Origin of the sequence: Sphingomonas sp. NFX23 (assembly GCF_049887795.1) — a bacterium.
GTDB lineage: Bacteria > Pseudomonadota > Alphaproteobacteria > Sphingomonadales > Sphingomonadaceae > Sphingomonas.
In genome coordinates, this window is the sequence record NZ_JAGEKH010000002.1 from 730,598 (window position 1) to 746,809 (window position 16,212).

General features: G+C 65.3%; 16 protein-coding genes. 9 read left to right on the forward strand and 7 right to left on the reverse strand.

The features are described 5' to 3' along the window. Position 1: 1 nt before the first annotated feature. A complete protein-coding gene (locus J4O76_RS07415; protein ID WP_426281118.1) occupies positions 2–520 on the forward strand; it encodes a thioredoxin family protein in 519 nt (172 codons plus the stop codon). Positions 521–1,127: 607 nt separating this feature from the next. Here the strand turns inward: J4O76_RS07415 and J4O76_RS07420 are convergent. From J4O76_RS07420 to J4O76_RS07450, 7 genes are all read right to left on the reverse strand, one after another. Beyond that, positions 1,128–1,742 carry a glutathione S-transferase family protein gene (locus J4O76_RS07420; protein WP_426281071.1) on the reverse strand — a complete coding sequence of 205 codons (615 nt, stop codon included), beginning with the start codon at positions 1,740–1,742 and terminating at the stop codon, positions 1,128–1,130. Positions 1,743–1,929: 187 nt separating this feature from the next. Further along, on the reverse strand, positions 1,930–2,799 hold the full coding sequence (locus tag J4O76_RS07425; protein WP_426281072.1) for a dienelactone hydrolase family protein: 870 nt from the start codon (positions 2,797–2,799) through the stop codon (positions 1,930–1,932). A 34-nt stretch (positions 2,800–2,833) separates the two neighbouring features. After that, on the reverse strand, positions 2,834–3,898 hold the full coding sequence (locus tag J4O76_RS07430; RefSeq protein WP_426281073.1) for an MBL fold metallo-hydrolase: 1,065 nt from the start codon (positions 3,896–3,898) through the stop codon (positions 2,834–2,836). Between the two features lie 449 nt (positions 3,899–4,347). Next, positions 4,348–5,025: a DUF1013 domain-containing protein gene (locus J4O76_RS07435; protein WP_055873545.1), complete on the reverse strand. Its 678-nt coding sequence runs from the start codon at positions 5,023–5,025 to the stop codon at positions 4,348–4,350. Between the two features lie 99 nt (positions 5,026–5,124). Continuing rightward, complete coding sequence (locus J4O76_RS07440) at positions 5,125–6,147, reverse strand: glycosyltransferase family 4 protein (protein ID WP_426281074.1); 1,023 nt, start codon at positions 6,145–6,147, stop codon at positions 5,125–5,127. Between the two features lie 160 nt (positions 6,148–6,307). After that, entirely contained in the window at positions 6,308–7,192 is an 885-nt protein-coding gene (locus tag J4O76_RS07445) for a UDP-2,3-diacylglucosamine diphosphatase (protein WP_426281075.1), read from the reverse strand. Between the two features lie 340 nt (positions 7,193–7,532). Then, a complete protein-coding gene (locus tag J4O76_RS07450; protein ID WP_136191384.1) occupies positions 7,533–8,513 on the reverse strand; it encodes an NAD(P)H-quinone oxidoreductase in 981 nt (326 codons plus the stop codon). Positions 8,514–8,636: 123 nt separating this feature from the next. Here J4O76_RS07450 and J4O76_RS07455 point away from each other — a divergent pair, with 123 nt between their 5' ends. From J4O76_RS07455 to J4O76_RS07490, 8 genes are all read left to right on the forward strand, one after another. Next, positions 8,637–8,831, forward strand: coding sequence for a DUF1192 domain-containing protein (locus tag J4O76_RS07455; protein ID WP_056060574.1), 195 nt, complete (start codon positions 8,637–8,639; stop codon positions 8,829–8,831). A gap of 143 nt (positions 8,832–8,974) precedes the next feature. Continuing rightward, a complete protein-coding gene (clpA, locus tag J4O76_RS07460) occupies positions 8,975–11,293 on the forward strand; it encodes an ATP-dependent Clp protease ATP-binding subunit ClpA (protein WP_426281077.1) in 2,319 nt (772 codons plus the stop codon). A 285-nt stretch (positions 11,294–11,578) separates the two neighbouring features. Next, positions 11,579–13,264 (forward strand): diguanylate cyclase domain-containing protein, encoded by a 1,686-nt coding sequence (locus J4O76_RS07465; RefSeq protein WP_426281078.1) that lies wholly within the window; start codon positions 11,579–11,581, stop codon positions 13,262–13,264. Between the two features lie 61 nt (positions 13,265–13,325). After that, on the forward strand, positions 13,326–13,523 hold the full coding sequence (locus J4O76_RS07470) for a hypothetical protein (protein WP_253071912.1): 198 nt from the start codon (positions 13,326–13,328) through the stop codon (positions 13,521–13,523). Positions 13,524–13,596: 73 nt separating this feature from the next. Further along, positions 13,597–13,836, forward strand: a complete 240-nt coding sequence (locus J4O76_RS07475; RefSeq protein WP_056060585.1) for an exodeoxyribonuclease VII small subunit — start codon at positions 13,597–13,599, stop codon at positions 13,834–13,836. Between the two features lie 13 nt (positions 13,837–13,849). Next, entirely contained in the window at positions 13,850–14,740 is an 891-nt protein-coding gene (locus J4O76_RS07480) for a polyprenyl synthetase family protein (protein ID WP_426281079.1), read from the forward strand. Between the two features lie 22 nt (positions 14,741–14,762). Further along, the gene (gene coaD, locus J4O76_RS07485; protein WP_056060588.1) at positions 14,763–15,269 is read left to right on the forward strand and encodes a pantetheine-phosphate adenylyltransferase; all 507 of its coding nucleotides are present in this window, start codon (positions 14,763–14,765) and stop codon (positions 15,267–15,269) included. A gap of 212 nt (positions 15,270–15,481) precedes the next feature. After that, positions 15,482–16,210: a peptidylprolyl isomerase gene (locus tag J4O76_RS07490; protein WP_056060592.1), complete on the forward strand. Its 729-nt coding sequence runs from the start codon at positions 15,482–15,484 to the stop codon at positions 16,208–16,210. The last annotated feature ends 2 nt before the right edge of the window (positions 16,211–16,212 follow it).

A 16,212-nucleotide genomic window follows, 5' to 3' on the forward strand; every position in this document is an offset into this window, starting at 1 on the left:
GATGCGCCGTCTCGCCGCGCTTGCCTTGCTCGCGACTGCGGTAGCCGCGCCGGCAGCGCCCCGCGCGAAGGTGGCAGCGCCGCACGTCAACACCGCGAGCTTCGACAAGCTGCCCCAGCCCTTGCCGCTGCCGTATAATGAGTCGGCCAACGCCAATGTTCAGGTTGCGGCGGCACGTGCGCGCGCACTGAAGACGCACAAGCGGCTGCTGATCGACCTCGGTGGCAACTGGTGTCTCGATTGCCGTCTGCTGGCGGGAACGATCGACCTGCCGGAGATGAAGCGCTTCGTCGACAGCAAGTTCGTGGTGGTGACGGTCGACATCGGCCGTTTCGACAAGAACGGGCAGATTGCCGCGCGTTACGGGATCAAGGGCCGCCTGAAGGGCGTGCCGGCGGTACTGGTGGTCGATCCGCGGACCAACAAGCTGTTGAATGCAGGGCATGAGACCGAATTAGCGGATGCGCGATCGATGGGGCCTCAGGCCTTGGCCGACTGGCTGGCGAAGTGGGCGGCCTGATCGGAATTTGAGAGTCGGCGTGCGCTGATTGACGCCTGGCGACTGACGCCGAGATCCTTGGCTGATCTGGGTCGTGGTGGGCGTTGCCTCGCCGAGGCTGGCTCGGTTGGGTTTCGATCGACGATCGACGATCGGTGCCACGTCGTGGGGGAGTGGTTCCTGCCTGCCAGAACCGGGGTCGATAGACGGTATTAGCTGGCCGGTAGCCTTCTGGCCACTGCGGCGGTCACGCGGTCCGCGTTGCAAGCGTGTTTCCCCGCGAATGCGGGAACCCAGTCTGGGCTCCCGCCTTCGCGGGAGAACAAGGGGGCGGTAGCGATGCTTTCGGTCCGCAGGTACGGGGCCTGTCGAATCATGGCCGGCCAATCCCGGGTGGTGGAACGAGTTTGCAACCTTCCAACTCGCAATACGCAATACGCAATACGCAATACGCAATCGGTTCTGCCAGAAATCCAATTGCAACAGGCCCCACGCCGGCCCAATCCCCGCCGTCATCCTGACGAAAGTCAGGACCCAGGATACCGACAGCTAGCCTCCGTGGCTATGACCCCTGACTTTCATCAGGATGACGAGGTCGGTATGACCGGTCGCACACCGTCGATCGACCTCAGGCTGCAGCAGCGATCAGGGCGTCGTCCAAATCTCCAGCCCGCTTGTACGCCGGACGCTCGATCAAACGGGCGGCATAGTCGGTGAAGGTCGGGCGCTTGGGCAGCCAGCCGAACTGCATGCCCCAGATCACTTGCGATCCGACATAGACGTCGGCGGCGGTGACGCGGTCGCCGGCGATGTACGGGTGCGCGGCAACTGCCTGTTCGAGCACGTCGATGACGCGATCGAGGCTGCCATAGCCGATCATCCGCTGTTGCGCGGCGTCCGGCACTACACCGAGTGCGCGGTTACCGACGGCCGCTTCGACGGGGCCGGCTGCGTAGAACAGCCAGCGGTAATAATCGGCGCGTTCGTCATCGCGTGGCGCGAAGCCTGCTTCGGGGAATGCTTCGGCGAGATAGGCGCAGATCGCAGCGCATTCTGTGATGGTCTTGCCGTTGTGGACCAGCGCGGGGACCTTGGCCATCGGGTTGATCGCGCGATACGCCTCGGCCTTCATCGTCGTGTCGTAGCCGAGCACGACCGTCTCGTACTCGGCGCCGACCTCTTCGAGCATCCAGCGCGCGATGCGACCGCGCGACATCGGGTTGGTGTACAGGGTCAGGGTCACGCGACTCTCCTTGAGAACGGATCGTGAACGATGGTCTCATGGAGCAGGATCAGCGTCAAGCGCTCGCTTGCCGACGAACGCCGTTGCAAACCGGCGTCTTCCTGGGCTCGACCCAGGACCCAGAGCCATAAGCGTCAGCGCTGTTGGCTCTGGGTCCTGACTTTCGTCAGGATGAAGGAAGGGGCGCTTACACCAGCGCCTTGTCGAACAACGCCAACATGCGGGCCCAGGCCTTGTCCGCCTGGACCGGATTGTAGACCTTCGAGTCGGGCGGGCACCAGCCGTGCATCGTGCCGGCGTACACCTCGATCTCGGCTGGGAGTTTCGCGGCGGCAAACGCGGTGCGGAGCGTGTCCTTCTCGGTCGGCGACCGCGCGTCATCGTTGGCGGCGATCGCGATGAGGTATTGCGCCTTCATCTGCGGGATCAGGAGGTGCGGGCTGTCGGGCTTGTCGGTGACGAAGCCGCCGCCGTGGAAGGTCGCGCCTGCGCGGATGCGGTTCGGCACGGCTGCAGCGGTGCGCATAACCATCGGGCCGCCCATGCAATAGCCGGTGGTGGCCAGCCCACGCTTGCGGTCGACCTGCGGTTGCGCGTCGAGGAAGGCGGTGAAGGCTTTCGCGTCGCGAACCGTCCCTTCGGACGTGAGGGCTTCCCGGAATGGGGCGATGCGGCTTTTGACTTCGGGTTGGTCGTAGGACTCGCCGGGCTTCAGGAACGGCGCCTTGGTCGAGCGGTAGAACTGGTTGACGACGAGCACCGCATAGCCGGATTGCGCGAGCCGGTCGGCCATCTGGCGGAAGGCGGGGCGCAGGCCCATGATGTCGGGCCAGACCAGCACGCCGGGGTGCTTGCCGGTGGCGGGCGCGACGAAATAGGCATCGGCCTTGCCGTCGGGCGTTGTGATCGACACGTCGCGGCCCTTGATGACCGCGGCGTTCGCGGGCGTCGGAAGCAGCATCGTCAGGCCCATCGCGCCGGTCATCACGCCGAACTGGCGGCGTGACACGCCGGCCAGATAGGCTTCGTTATCGTCTGCGGTATGCTCGTCGCACATGGGCCTATCCTCTTGAATTCGGCCGCATGCTAACTCAGGCGGCGCGCCACCACCATACGCCATCTTGGATGTCGCGGGTCGCTCGGCCTTCGACTTCGAGGCGGCGGAGATGTGCGAGCGCCTCGCCGGTCGCCATGCCGAGGACGTCGGGGCCGATCGCGCGGCGGAACAGGCGGCCGAAACAGTCGACCGCGCGGCGGGGTTCGGCGAGGAAGACCGCGAGTTCGTCGAGTCGCTCGCGGTGTTCGCGGTCCATCGCGTCGAGGCGGGTGTGGAGGCCGGTGAACGGGTCGCCGTGGCCTGGGAGGACGAGCAGGTCGGCGGGCAACGTCTTCAACTTGGCGATCGAGGCGAACCATTCGCCCAGCGGATCGGCGCCCGGTTCGGTGACGCCGAGCGAGACGTTGGGGCTGATGCGGGGAAGGACTTGGTCGCCGGCGATGAGGATGCCGCCCGCTTCGTCGTACAGGCACGCGTGTTCTGGGGAATGGCCGGAACCTGTGACGACGCGCCAGTCGCGCTTGCCGATGGTGAGCGTGTCGCCGTTCTCGATGCGGGTGTAGCTGAGCGGCAGCGGCGTTATGATCTTGCGGAAGCCGGCCCAGCCCTTGGCGGTGGCGTGGTCGATCTGTTCCGGGGCCCAGCCTGCGCCGCGCCAGAAGGCGAGCATTTCGTGCGGGACGGAGTCGCGGGCGTCGGCGGCGAGCATGCGCGCGGTCAGCCATTCGGCTCGGGTCATGATCAGGGGGGCGGCGTGGTGGTCGCACATCCAGCCGGCGAGGCCGATATGGTCTGGGTGGAAGTGGGTGCCGATCATTCGCGTGATGCGAACGTCCGCCTTGGGGCCTTTGAAGATGGCTTTCCAGGCGTCGCGCGCGGCCGCGGTGTTCATGCCGGTGTCGACCAGCGCTTCGCCGTCGGTGTCAGCGAGGAGCCAACAATTTACGTGGCGCAGCGGGCCGGGGATGTGGAGGCGGACCCAGTCTATCCCGGGAGCGACCTGGAACACGTCGCCTGCTTCGGGCTCTGCGCCGCCGAAGGGGTAGGTCAGGCCCTTGTGGCTGGTCGGCGCGAAATCGGTGTCGGGTACGGTTGCCATCCGTTGCGGTTAGCAACTGGATGTGGCGGGAGATAGTGCTGTAGGGCAGCTGACCTTCTCTCGATCCTCCCCCGCCAGGGGGAGGTGGCACCGCAGGTGACGGAGGGGGAGGACACAGAGCCGAGGTGGTCGCTTGCCTCTCCCTCCGTCTGGCCAGCGCCAGCCACCTCCCCCTGGCGGGGGAGGATCGCGTTGGACTACACAAATTCGCACGTGCTCGGTCATCCGACCGTGGACGGCACGTCTCAAATTCAGACGGAGGAAGCCTGTTTCCCCGCGAAGGCGGGGACCCAGACTGGGCTCCCGCCTTCGCGGGAGAACATGGAGGCGCGGACTGTTCGACATCACGGCCGCCGCCTTGTGCGTTGGCTAATCTCGCTAGCCGTATCGTATGAGGAGGGCGCGAGCCCACCCCCTGCCCCCTCCCGCTTGCGGGAGGGGAAGTAAGATCAGCGCTTGAAAGGGTCGTCGAAGAGCGGCTTGACGGGCAACACGCCGCCGTCTGCCACGAACTGCGCGTCCGCGGCCGCCTGGGTGCGCTCGGCGCGGAGCTGCTGGAGCAGCACTTCGCGGTCGCCTTCGAGGCGCGTGTCGGTCGGCGCTTCCATGCCGGCTGCCTTGGCCGCCTTCGCCACCGCGGCGTCAAGCTCGCGCTGCGAGGTCAGGCCGAGCGTGACCGGGTCCTTCGGCGTGATGTTGGCGATGTTCCAGTGGCTGCGATCGCGGATCGCGGCGATCGTCGTACGGGTGGTGCCGATCAGCAGCGAGATCGCGCCGTCGGTGATCTCGGGATGGTTGCGGATGATCCACGAGATGCCGTCGGGCTTGTCCTGGCGCTTCGAGACCGGCGTGTAGCGCGGGCCCTTGGTGCGGCGGACCTGCTCGGGGCCCTTGATCATCTTGAGCTGATAATCGGGATCGGCGGCACCCTTGTCGATCTCGTCCTGCGTCACTTCGTGTGCGCGGACGGGATCGCGGCCGGTGAGCTTGGTCGAGGTCGTGTCGTCGGCGATCGCCTGGATCTCGAGGATGTGCAGGCCGCAGAAGTCCGCGATCTGCTCGAAGCTGAGCGCGGTATTGTCGACCATCCAGGCGGCGGTCGCGTGGGGCATGAGCGGCTGGGCCACGGCGGAAACTCCGTAAAAATAGAAAGGGCCGCCCCTTTCGGAGCGGCCTGACATGAGAGAGACTTAGTGCGCGCGGCGCTATCAAGCAAGCGAACAAGCTCAGGCGGCCATGAGCTTTCCTTCGAGGGGGACGAGCGCGTGGAGGAACTGCCGTGCGCTGGCGGGCCAGCTGTAGCGCGCGGCATAGGCGGCGCAGGTGACGCTGTCCCGGGTCAGCGCGGTGGCGATCGCGGTGTCGAGGTCTTCGTGCATCGCGCCGACGCGGTTGTCGAGGACGTCGATCGGGCCGGTTACGGGGTAGGCTGCGACGGGGGTTCCGCAGGCGAGCGCTTCGATCATGACGAGGCCGAACGTGTCGGTGCGGCTTGGGAAGACGAGGACGTCGGCTGTGCGATAGGCGGCGGCGAGGTCGAGGCCGGAGCGCTGGCCGAGGAAGACGGCGTCGGGGAAGCGGCGGGCGAGCGTGGCGCGGGCGGGGCCGTCGCCGACGACGACCTTGGTCCCGGGATGTGCGGAGGACAGGAACGCCTCGATGTTCTTCTCGACCGCGACGCGCCCGACATAGAGCAGGATCGGGCTGGGCAGCGCTGCCATCTCGGGATCGCGCGCGCCATCGAGGCCGAACTGCGCGAAGTCGACGCCCCTGCCCCATTCTCGGACCTGATGCAGGCCTTGGGCTGCGAGCGTTGCCGCGACCGACGGCGTGGAGACCAGGATCGATTGCGCGGGGCGGTGGAACCAGCGGATGTAGCGCCAGATCCAGTCGGGGTTCGCGCCGGTGCGGGCAGCGATATAGTCGGGGAATTGGGTGTGATACGCGCTGGTGAACGGGAGCGCGCGGGCTAGGCACCAGTTACGGGCGGCGAGGCAGACCGGCCCTTCGGTAGCGAGATGGATCGCGTCGGCGCCGAACGCGGCGAGCATGCGGCCTACGGCGCCCGAGCGGGCGAAGGCGAGGCGGATCTCGGGGTAGGTCGGGCATGGCATCGAGGCGAAGCGTTCGGGGGAGACTACCAGGACCTCGTGGCCGACGGATTCGAGCTCGCGCTGGACCGACTGGAGAGTGCGGACGACGCCGTTGACTTGTGGGCTCCAGGCGTCCGTGACGATCGCGATACGCATCGTGTCTTCTCCGTTTTGCCCCTCTCCCATGGGGAGAGGGAGGGGCCCGACCGGCGCAGCCGGGTGGGAGGGTGAGGGCACGCTTCAACTGGCGTCGTGGACTTGCCCTCACCCGCGCCGCTGACGCGACTTGCCCTCTCCCCGTCGGGGAAAGGGTTAGTTAAGCGGCCAGGCTTATGACCTTGTCGCGTTCGCGGGCGGCGATTTCGTCGCCCCAGTGGAGAAGCTCCATGCGGCCGTCGAAATGCTCGACGAGGGCGGTGCAGCTTTCGACCCAGTCGCCATCGTTGTAATAGGCGATGCCGGCGATCTCGCGCATTTCGGCGGTATGGATGTGGCCGCAGACGACGCCTTCGACACCGCGGACGCCGGCGGCGTGCGCGACGACTTCCTCGAAGTGCGAGATGAAGGCGACGGCGTTCTTGACCTTGGCCTTGGCGTGCTTCGACAGCGACCAATAGGGCATGCCCATCCGCCGGCGCGCGCCGTTGACCCAGCGATTGAGGCCCATCAGCATCGTGTAGGCGGCGTCGCCGATGTGCGCGACCCAGCGGTGTGCGAGCGTGATCGCGTCGAACTCGTCGCCGTGGAGGACGAGCAGGCGGCGACCGTCCGCCGTCTCGTGGATCGCGTTGCGGCGGATCGAGATGCCCCCCAGGTCGAGGCCGGAATATTGGCGGAACACTTCGTCGTGGTTGCCGGGGATGTAGACGACGCGGGTGCCGCGCTTGGCGCGCTTGAGCAGGCGCCAGATCACGTCGTTGTGCGCGGCGGGCCAGTAAAATTTCTTCTTCAGCCGCCAGCCGTCGATCATGTCGCCGACGAGATACATCGTCTCGCTGTCGACGTGATCGAGGAAGTCGTTGAGCATCCCGGCGTTGCATCCGCGCGTGCCGAGATGGACGTCGGAGATCCAGATCGTGCGATACTGGCGGCGTTCGACGACCGGCTCGGGTACGGCGGGCCGGGAGTGAATGAAGTCGGCGATGTCGGTGATATCGGCGCCAACGAAGCTAGATGGCGAAAACGTCGTAATGGCGTTCATGAGCCTGCCCCCGCAAAACTATCCTTGTCGCGAGTATTAGGCGAGTATTGTTACACGGTGGTCGCAGTCCGGTGACTGTTCCAAGTCAGCGTATCTATCGTTTTTCAGCTGAACAAGTCAGCATGTTTCCCCGCGAAGGCGGGGATCCAGACTGGGCTCCCGCCTTCGCGGGAGAACAAGCTTTGGTCGGGTAACGCTTTGAGGCCCCAGCCCGGCGGAGGCCGGGGCCCAGTTGGAGAGGTGGCAATAACGAAGCGCGCCGCTCCCTTGCTTAGCGTCCCCAACTGGGCCCCGGCCTTCGCCGGGGTGGGGTAGTGTGGGTGTTGGCGTTTGCCCCCCCTTACTCCATCGTCAGCACGATCTTCCCGACGTGGTCGCCCGCTTCCATCCGGGTGTGTGCCGCCGGTGCGTCCGCGAAGGCGAAGGTGCGGTCGATCACTGGCTTCAGCTTGCCGGCCTCGACGTGCGGCCACACCGTCCGGGCGAGCTCGTCCGCGACCAGCGACTTGAACGCGGTGTCGCGCGGGCGGAGCGTGGAGCCGGTCAGCGTCAGGCGGCGGCGCATAATCTCGAACAGGGGGACGGTCGCCGTCGCGCCGCCCATGACCGCGATCGACACATGCCGGCCATCTTCCGCGAGGCATTGCAGGTTGCGCGGCACGTAGTCGCCACCAACCATGTCGAGCACTGCCGCGACGCCCTTGCCGCCGGTGATCTGCTTCACCCGCTCGACGAAATCCTCGGACTTGTAGTCGATCGCGTGGGTCGCGCCGAGGCTGAGCGCCGCCTCGCACTTCGCTTTCGAGCCGGCCGTCACGATGATGTCGATGCCGAAAACGTTGCACAGCCCGATCGCCATAGTGCCGATGCCGCTGGTGCCGCCGTGGACGAGAACCGTGTCGCCCTCCATCGCGTAGGCGCGCTCGAAGAGGTTGGTCCAGACGGTGAAGAGCGTCTCGGGCATCGCCGCCGCCTCGACCATCGTCAGTGCCTCGGGGACGGGCAAGCACTGGCCGAACGGTGCGACCGCGTATTCCGCATACGCACCGCCGGAGATCAGCGCGCAGACGAGCTGGCCGACCTGTTCATCGCCGACGCCGTCGCCGACCGCGACGATCGTGCCGGAGATCTCCATGCCGAGGATCGAGGGAGCACCCGGCGGCGGCGGATACTTGCCCTGGCGCTGCATGACCTCCGGGCGGTTGACCCCGGCGGCCGCCACCTTGACCAGCACCTCACCCTGCCCCGGCCGCGGCACGGGACGGTCGACGAGGACCAGCACTTCGGGACCGCCGGGCTGTTCCGGATCGATCGCCTTCATGACGTCAGGTACACCTAAGTTGCTGGATTGGTTTTCGGGTATCGCGGTCATCGCTCGTCACGTCCCTTTAGATTTCCGCGCCTTATTGACATCACTCTGGTGCGGGTCAACGTTACAGAAACTATGGAACCGGACGACACCCCTTCCCGTCCCGACGATCTGCTCGACGCGCTCGTGCGACAGGACCTTGATCCGTTGTCGGTCGCGGAGCTCGATGCGCGGATCACCGTGCTGCAGGGCGAGATCGCGCGCTGCCAGCTGAAGAAGGATCGCGCGGTCAGTCACCGCGCCAGCGCCGACGACCTGTTCAGGCGGTGATCGCGCTGCTCGCCTCCACAAGCGTCGCATTTAGGCAGCGCAGGAACGGACGGGGCCGGGTTCAAGTGCTTGATGCGACCAATATCAGTTCCGACATAGTGGCAAAGGGCCTGCGTGTTCGCGGCCCGACAGGAGTATTGTAAATGCCATCATTTGCACCCGCCCTCGAGACCACGCTGCACAAGGCGCTCGAGGCGGCGTCGTCCCGGCGCCACGAATATGCGACGCTGGAGCATCTGCTGCTCGCGCTGATCGACGACGAACATGCGTCGAAGGTCATGACCGCGTGTAACGTCGAGATCGGCGAACTGAAGAATACCGTCGCGCACTACCTCGACAGCGAACTCGATGCGCTGAAGGTCGATGCGGCGACCGATCCCTCTCCCACCAGCGGATTCCAGCGCGTCGTCCAGCGCGCGATCCTTCACGTCCAGTCCTCGGGTCGCGACGAAGTGACGGGTGCCAACGTGCTCGTCGCGTTGTTCAGCGAGCGGGAGAGCTATGCCGTCTATTTCCTGCAACAGCAGGACATGAGCCGCCTCGATGCGGTCAGCTTCATCAGCCACGGTGTCGGCAAGGGCGGGCAGCAGGCGACCGAAGCATCCACGCCAAAGGGTGCGGACGACGAGAAGCCGGCTAAGGGACAGGAGAAGGGCAAGACGGAAAGCGCGCTCAAGCAATTCACGGTCGACCTCAACGAGAAGGCCCGCAACGGCAAGGTCGATCCCCTGATCGGGCGTGGTCCGGAGGTGGATCGGACGATCCAGATCCTGTGCCGCCGGTCGAAGAACAACCCGCTCTATGTCGGTGATCCCGGCGTCGGAAAGACCGCGATCGCGGAAGGCCTGGCGCGCAAGATCGTCGAGGGCGACGTGCCCGACGTGCTGTTGCCTGCCGTCATCTACTCGCTCGACATGGGCGCGTTGCTGGCGGGGACGCGGTATCGTGGTGACTTCGAGGAGCGCTTGAAGGCGGTCGTCAACGAGCTCGAGAAGCTGCCTGATGCCGTGCTGTTCATCGACGAGATCCACACCGTGATCGGTGCGGGTGCGACGAGTGGCGGTGCTATGGATGCCTCGAACCTGCTCAAGCCGGCGCTCAGCGGCGGCACGATCCGGTGCATCGGCTCGACGACGTACAAGGAGTTCCGCAATCACTTCGAGAAGGACCGCGCGCTGCTGCGGCGCTTCCAGAAGATCGACGTGAACGAGCCGACGATCGAGGATACCATCAAGATCCTCGCCGGCCTGCGCTCGGCGTTCGAGGATCACCACAACGTCAAGTACACGCCCGATGCGATCAAGTCGGCGGTCGAGCTGTCGGCGCGGTACATCAACGACCGCAAGCTGCCGGACAAGGCGATCGACGTGATCGACGAGGTCGGCGCGATGCAGATGCTGGTGCCGCCGAACAAGCGCAAGAAGACGATCACGCCGAAGGAGATCGAGCAGGTCATCGCGACGATGGCACGCATCCCGCCGAAGTCGGTCTCGACCGACGACAAGCTTGCGTTGGCCACGCTCGAGACCGACCTGAAGCGTGTGGTGTTCGGGCAGAATGCGGCGATCGAGAAGCTGTCGTCGGCGATCAAGCTGGCGCGGGCGGGTCTGCGCGAGCCGGAGAAGCCGATCGGCAACTATCTGTTCACCGGGCCTACCGGCGTCGGCAAGACCGAAGTCGCCAAGCAGCTGTCGACGATCCTTGGCATTCCACTCCAGCGTTTCGACATGTCGGAATATATGGAGCGGCATTCGGTCAGCCGTCTGATCGGTGCGCCGCCGGGCTATGTCGGGTTCGACCAGGGCGGTCTGCTGACCGATGCGATCGACCAGAACCCGCACTGCGTCCTGTTGCTCGACGAGATCGAGAAGGCTCATCCGGACCTGTTCAACATCCTGTTGCAGGTGATGGATAACGGGCGGCTGACCGACCAGCACGGCAAGTCGGTCGATTTCCGCAACGTCATCCTGATCATGACGACCAATGCGGGTGCCAGCGACATGGCGCGCGAGACGGTCGGCTTCGGCAACCTGTCGCGTGAAGGCGAGGACGAGGTGGCCGTGACGAAGATGTTCACGCCGGAATTCCGCAACCGTCTGGATGCAGTGGTGCCGTTCGGCTATCTGCCGACCGAAGTGGTGGCGCGGGTGGTGGATAAGTTCATCCTCCAGCTCGAACTCCAGTTGGCGGACCGCGGCGTGCACATCGTCCTCGACGACGAGTCGAAGGCGTGGCTCACGACCAAGGGCTATGACAAGCTGTACGGAGCACGACCGATGGGTCGCCTGATCCAGGAGAAGATCAAGCAGCCGCTCGCCGAGGAACTCCTGTTCGGCAAGCTGGTCCATGGCGGCGAGGTGACGGTGAAGATGAAGGACGGCGCGCTGTCGTTCGCGATCGAACCTGCCGCGCCGAAGAAGCCCAAGAAGAAGGGCAAGACGGAGACCGTCGACGCCAGCTGACGATTATCAACCTGGTTCAGCGAGAGCTGGACCAGGTTTGATTTGGAAAAGCTGGATGAACAGCACTCCAGATTCTACCAATCCGCTTTCGGCTCGCGCCCGGTTCCGTCGTTGAGACACGATCGGCGGTAAGGACGAAGCGACTTCACGAAGCCGATAGCGTGGTTCGAATTGCGAGCCAAATCGGCATAAATCGATCCAGTATGGTCGATATCCGATTGATTACGCCGTCGTACGGGCGCCTCTTTACCATTAATTGGCGAAGGCGGCTTAGACGGTGTCTGCATGACGTTCGGGTTTCGTATCACTTGGCTCATCGGCATCGTTGCGACGGCGTTGGCGATGCTCGGTGCTGCGCCGGCCGAGGCACGGACCGGGCAACTGCTCGATGTCTGTATTATGCGGGCTACCCCAGGGCTTTCCGTACCTGCCTTGTTTCGAACGCCTTCACGGTTCGACTGCACCACGCCCCAGTCGGCCTATGGGTCCGGCGATTTCTGGGTTCTGTCGCAGGCTTTGCCGACGAACCTGACGCACATTCCTGATCTGCGTGCCCTGACCGCGAGCGTCTGGCAGGATCGCGTCACGCTCTTCGTCCTATACGCAGACGGCGCGATCCGCCGTACCGGGTTCACCAGTCGCACGTCCGGCCGCCATCTCATGATCGGCGCAACCCTGTCTCTGACGCTGCCGCCGCACGTTGCGCCCCCCGTCCGCCTGCTTTGGCACGTCGAGGGTTCGGCGAATTTGCGGGGCGTCGTACTCGGGCCGACACTCGCAACGGCCGCGGAAGCCGCAGAGAGCGAGATCATCCTGTCAGCGCTGTATGCAAGCTTCGGCGGCATGGCGATCGCGTTGATCGTCTACAATCTCGCGTTGTGGGGTGCGCTTCGACAGTCGTTCCAGCCGGTCTATTGCCTGCTGGTGCTATGCTTGCTCGGGTACGCCTTTTCGTCGTCGGCCGCGCTGGGCCAGCTTGTGCCGTCACTCGACAACAACGTCCGCTTGAAACTCAACGTATGTTTGCTGGCCATCTGTGCGGGGATGGTCCTGGTCTTCGCGCGCGCCTTTTTCGAGCGCGCGGTGTTCGATGGTTGGCCGCGCCCCGCCAGCAACGTGGCGCTCGCGACGCTCGCCACGGCCGGAATTGCGTTTGCGATCCTGGCGCCGTGGCAAATCTACTGGCTCGATCGGTTGCTGACGCTCAGTTACATCCCGCTGATCGCGCTAGTGCCGCCGGTGCTGTACCGAGCCTGGCGGGTTCGCAGCAGCTATCTCTGGATGTTCACGCTCGCCTGGGGCGCCCCCATCGTCTTCGCCAGCCTCCGGATCGCGGGTGCGCTGGGGCTGATGTCGTGGAGTTTCTGGATCGATAATTCGACGATGATCTCCATGATGCTGGAGGCGCTGCTGTCCAGCCTGGCGATCGCGTACCGGATTCGCCTGCTCAGCGTCGAACGCGACGACGCGCGTGAACAGGAGATCGCGGCGCGGTTGCTCGCGGATACCGAGCCGCTCACCGGGCTGCTCAATCGCCGTGCATTCCTGGATCGCGCGATCGGACGGTCGGGCGATCAGATGCTGCTGATCGCGGACGTCGATCACTTCAAGCACGTCAACGAAACCATCGGCCACGATGGCGGCGACGAAGTCCTGCGGGTCGTGGCGCGGGTATTGCGCAACGCGGTGCCGACCGACGCTCTGGTCGCGAGGATCGGCGGCGAGGAGTTCGCCATCCTCATCGACGCAACCACGCCGGTCCTGCCCGACACGATCCTTGAGCGATTGCGCAGCCAGCGCATGCCGTTCGACATGGCGATAACTGCCAGCATCGGCTGCTGTACGGGGCCGCTGCAGCGCGAATCAGACTGGAAGGCGCTGTATCGCAGCGCCGATCGCGCGCTGTTCGCGGCCAAGGGCGCCGGGCGCGATCGGTCGCGCGACGCAGGCATACTTCCGATTGCCGCTTAAAGCCGGTTCGCTTGCGAAACGGCAACGCGTGCGCCATGATCGCACGCCTGGGAGATCGACGATGCGGAACCGGAAACTTGTGTTGGCGGTGGCGGGGCTTGGCCTTGTAACGCTCGCCGTGCGCCATCCGACCGCAGACTTCCGGCTGATTACGCACGACAAGAGTGACCCTTCGCCACACCGGATGCAGGCCGTCGTCGATTTCGGACTGGTCGGTGTCTCCGTATTATACACCTGGACCGTCAACCGCCTGCGGTAGGTGCGTGCCGCATATCCGGCGCCCTCTCGCGCGTCCTTGACCCTCGTCGCGTGCCTGCGCCATAGCGACGGACATGGACACGCCGATCGAAGACCTCGCGTTCGAGGATGCACTGAAGGAACTCGAGCTTATCGTCGGGAAGCTGGAAAGTGGCGACACGCCGCTTCAGCAGGCGATCGAGCTGTACGAGCGCGGCAACAAGCTGCGCCAGCGTTGCGCCGACCGGCTCGATGCGGCGCAGGCGCGGATCGAGGCGATCCGGCTCGACGGCGACGGCAAGCCCGCGGGCGTCCGCCCGTTCGCGGCGGGCTGACGCGGTGAGCGGGATGCCCGTCACGCTTGATGCCGCGCTTGCCGAGGTCTCCGCGGAGATCGACCGGCAATTCGACCAGCTGCTGACCATTCCGGACGATCCGCGCGGCGACCTGTACCGCGCGATGCGGCATGCGGCGATCGGTGGGGGCAAGCGGCTGAGGCCGTTGCTGGTATTCGCGACCGCCAATCTATTCGACGTGGCACGCGAATGTTCGGCACGGGCGGCGACGGCGATCGAGGCGATCCACGTCTATTCGCTGATCCACGACGATCTGCCGTCGATGGACGACGACGACATGCGCCGCGGCAAGCCGACCGTGCACAAGGTGTTCGACGAGGCGACCGCGATCCTGGCGGGCGATTGCCTGCACGCGATGGCGTTCGAGATCCTGGCCGATCCGGCAACGCACGCCGATCCGTTCGTCCGCATCGAACTGGTCATGGACCTCGCGCGGGCGTCCGGGCCAAACGGCATGGCCGGTGGCCAGAAGATGGACATCGAGGCTGAGAATACGCGCTTCGACCTCAACACCGTGACCCGGTTGCAGCAGATGAAGACGGGCGCGCTGATCTCGGCGTCGGTTGAGGCCGGCGCGATTCTCGGGCGGCTGCCGCCGGAAGGTCGCGTGGGCCTGCGTGGCTACGCGCATGACCTGGGGCTGGCGTTCCAGATCGCCGACGACCTGCTCGATGCCGAGGGCGACGAGGCGGTCGTCGGCAAGTCGCTGCGCAAGGACGAGGTGGCGGGCAAGGAGACGTTCCTGTCGCTGCTCGGGCCCGAGCGCGCGCGAGAACAGGCGCGGATGCTCGTCGACCAGGCGGTCGCGCATCTGCACAGCTTTGGCAAGGAAGCCGACCTGTTGCGGGATATCGCCCGTTTTGTGCTCGAACGCGACCGCTAGAACTACAACCGGGGAGATCGGCATGACGGCACGGATTGGGGTTTACCCGGGGACCTTCGATCCCGTGACTCTGGGTCATATGGACATCATCCGGCGCGGCGCGAAGCTGGTCGACCGGCTGGTGATCGGCGTCACGACCAATCCGTCGAAGTCGCCGATGTTCACGATCGAGGAGCGAATGGCGACGGTGCGCCGCGAGGTCGCGGACGTCGACGGCGATATCGAGGTGGTGGCGTTCGATTCGCTGCTGATGGACTTTGCCGAGCGGCAGGGGGCGAAAGTGATCGTCCGGGGCCTGCGTGCGGTCGCCGATTTCGAGTACGAGTATCAGATGGCGGGGATGAACCAGCAGATCAATCCGCGCGTCGAGACGGTGTTCCTGATGGCCGACGTCGCGTTGCAGCCGATCGCGAGCCGGCTGGTAAAGGAGATCGCACTGTACGGCGGGAATATCGCCAAGTTCGTGCCGGAGTCGGTGCGCGAAGAAGTCGTAGCGCGAGTCGAGAAGATCGGCCGCAAGGGCAGCTGATCTCCTTCTCCCCTCCTCGGAAGGGAGGGGTTGGGGTGGGTCGGGTTCCGCTTGGTCGAACGTTTGAGGCTCAAGCGAGCCTACCCACCCCCGGCCCCTCCCTTCCAGGGAGGGAAGCAGTGATCCCCATCACGTTCAGATTGGCGCAAGCGGGGATTTGCTCTAAGTGGCGGCAGCCTGGTTGCGCCGGGCCTCTTTCGAGTGGGAATTTGATGCGCTTTTTCGTCGGAATGTTCGCGTTGCTCGGGTGCCTGGTCACGGTACCGGCTGGTGCAGCGCAGAAGAAGGAAGTCGTGGCGCCTGCCGTTCGCGCGACCCCACCCCTGACCACGGATACGCAGAACCTGCTGCTGCTCGATCTGTCGACCGGTGGGCGCGTCACGATTTGGCTTCGGCCCGACGTCGCGCCGCTGATGGTCGAGCGGATCAAGACGCTCACCCGCCAGCATTTCTATGACGGCCTCGCGTTCCACCGCGTGATCGACGGCTTCATGGCGCAGGGTGGCGATCCCAAGGGCGACGGCACCGGCGGCTCGACGCTCCCCGACGTGAAGGCGGAGTTCAACTACCTGCCGCACGTCCGCGGTGCCGTCTCGGCCGCACGCTCGGACAAGGAGGACAGCGCGAACAGCCAGTTCTTCATCGTCTTCCAGCCGCGCCTGAGCCTTGACAAGAAATACACCGTGTTCGGTCGCGTGCTTGACGGGATGCAGTATGTCGACGCGATCGAGCGTGGCGAGCCGCCGGCGAACCCGTCGCGGATCGTCCATGCGTATATCGCGGCGGACAATCCCCCGGCGTATATGGCTGGGCCGCCTGCCCCCGCGCTCGGTGCACCGGTGACGTTGCCGGGCACGGCTTCGGGGCCTGACGCTGCCAAGCCAAAGCTCGCGCCGGCCGCTCGCAAGGCGCCGGTAAAGAAGGCTCCTGCAAAGAAGTGACT

What these genes read in the sequence shown, in the direction of transcription:
- J4O76_RS07445 (WP_426281075.1), bottom strand. Translation starts at nt 7,192, where the DNA reads ATGAACGCCATTACGACGTTTTCGCCATCTAGCTTCGTTGGCGCCGAT.
- J4O76_RS07470 (WP_253071912.1), top strand. Translation starts at nt 13,326, where the DNA reads ATGCGGAACCGGAAACTTGTGTTGGCGGTGGCGGGGCTTGGCCTTGTA.
- coaD (WP_056060588.1), top strand. Translation starts at nt 14,763, where the DNA reads ATGACGGCACGGATTGGGGTTTACCCGGGGACCTTCGATCCCGTGACT.
- clpA (WP_426281077.1), top strand. Translation starts at nt 8,975, where the DNA reads ATGCCATCATTTGCACCCGCCCTCGAGACCACGCTGCACAAGGCGCTC.
- J4O76_RS07455 (WP_056060574.1), top strand. Translation starts at nt 8,637, where the DNA reads ATGGAACCGGACGACACCCCTTCCCGTCCCGACGATCTGCTCGACGCG.
- J4O76_RS07465 (WP_426281078.1), top strand. Translation starts at nt 11,579, where the DNA reads ATGACGTTCGGGTTTCGTATCACTTGGCTCATCGGCATCGTTGCGACG.
- J4O76_RS07480 (WP_426281079.1), top strand. Translation starts at nt 13,850, where the DNA reads ATGCCCGTCACGCTTGATGCCGCGCTTGCCGAGGTCTCCGCGGAGATC.
- J4O76_RS07430 (WP_426281073.1), bottom strand. Translation starts at nt 3,898, where the DNA reads ATGGCAACCGTACCCGACACCGATTTCGCGCCGACCAGCCACAAGGGC.
- J4O76_RS07415 (WP_426281118.1), top strand. Translation starts at nt 2, where the DNA reads ATGCGCCGTCTCGCCGCGCTTGCCTTGCTCGCGACTGCGGTAGCCGCG.
- J4O76_RS07425 (WP_426281072.1), bottom strand. Translation starts at nt 2,799, where the DNA reads ATGTGCGACGAGCATACCGCAGACGATAACGAAGCCTATCTGGCCGGC.
- J4O76_RS07450 (WP_136191384.1), bottom strand. Translation starts at nt 8,513, where the DNA reads ATGAAGGCGATCGATCCGGAACAGCCCGGCGGTCCCGAAGTGCTGGTC.
- J4O76_RS07475 (WP_056060585.1), top strand. Translation starts at nt 13,597, where the DNA reads ATGGACACGCCGATCGAAGACCTCGCGTTCGAGGATGCACTGAAGGAA.
- J4O76_RS07490 (WP_056060592.1), top strand. Translation starts at nt 15,482, where the DNA reads ATGCGCTTTTTCGTCGGAATGTTCGCGTTGCTCGGGTGCCTGGTCACG.
- J4O76_RS07440 (WP_426281074.1), bottom strand. Translation starts at nt 6,147, where the DNA reads ATGCGTATCGCGATCGTCACGGACGCCTGGAGCCCACAAGTCAACGGC.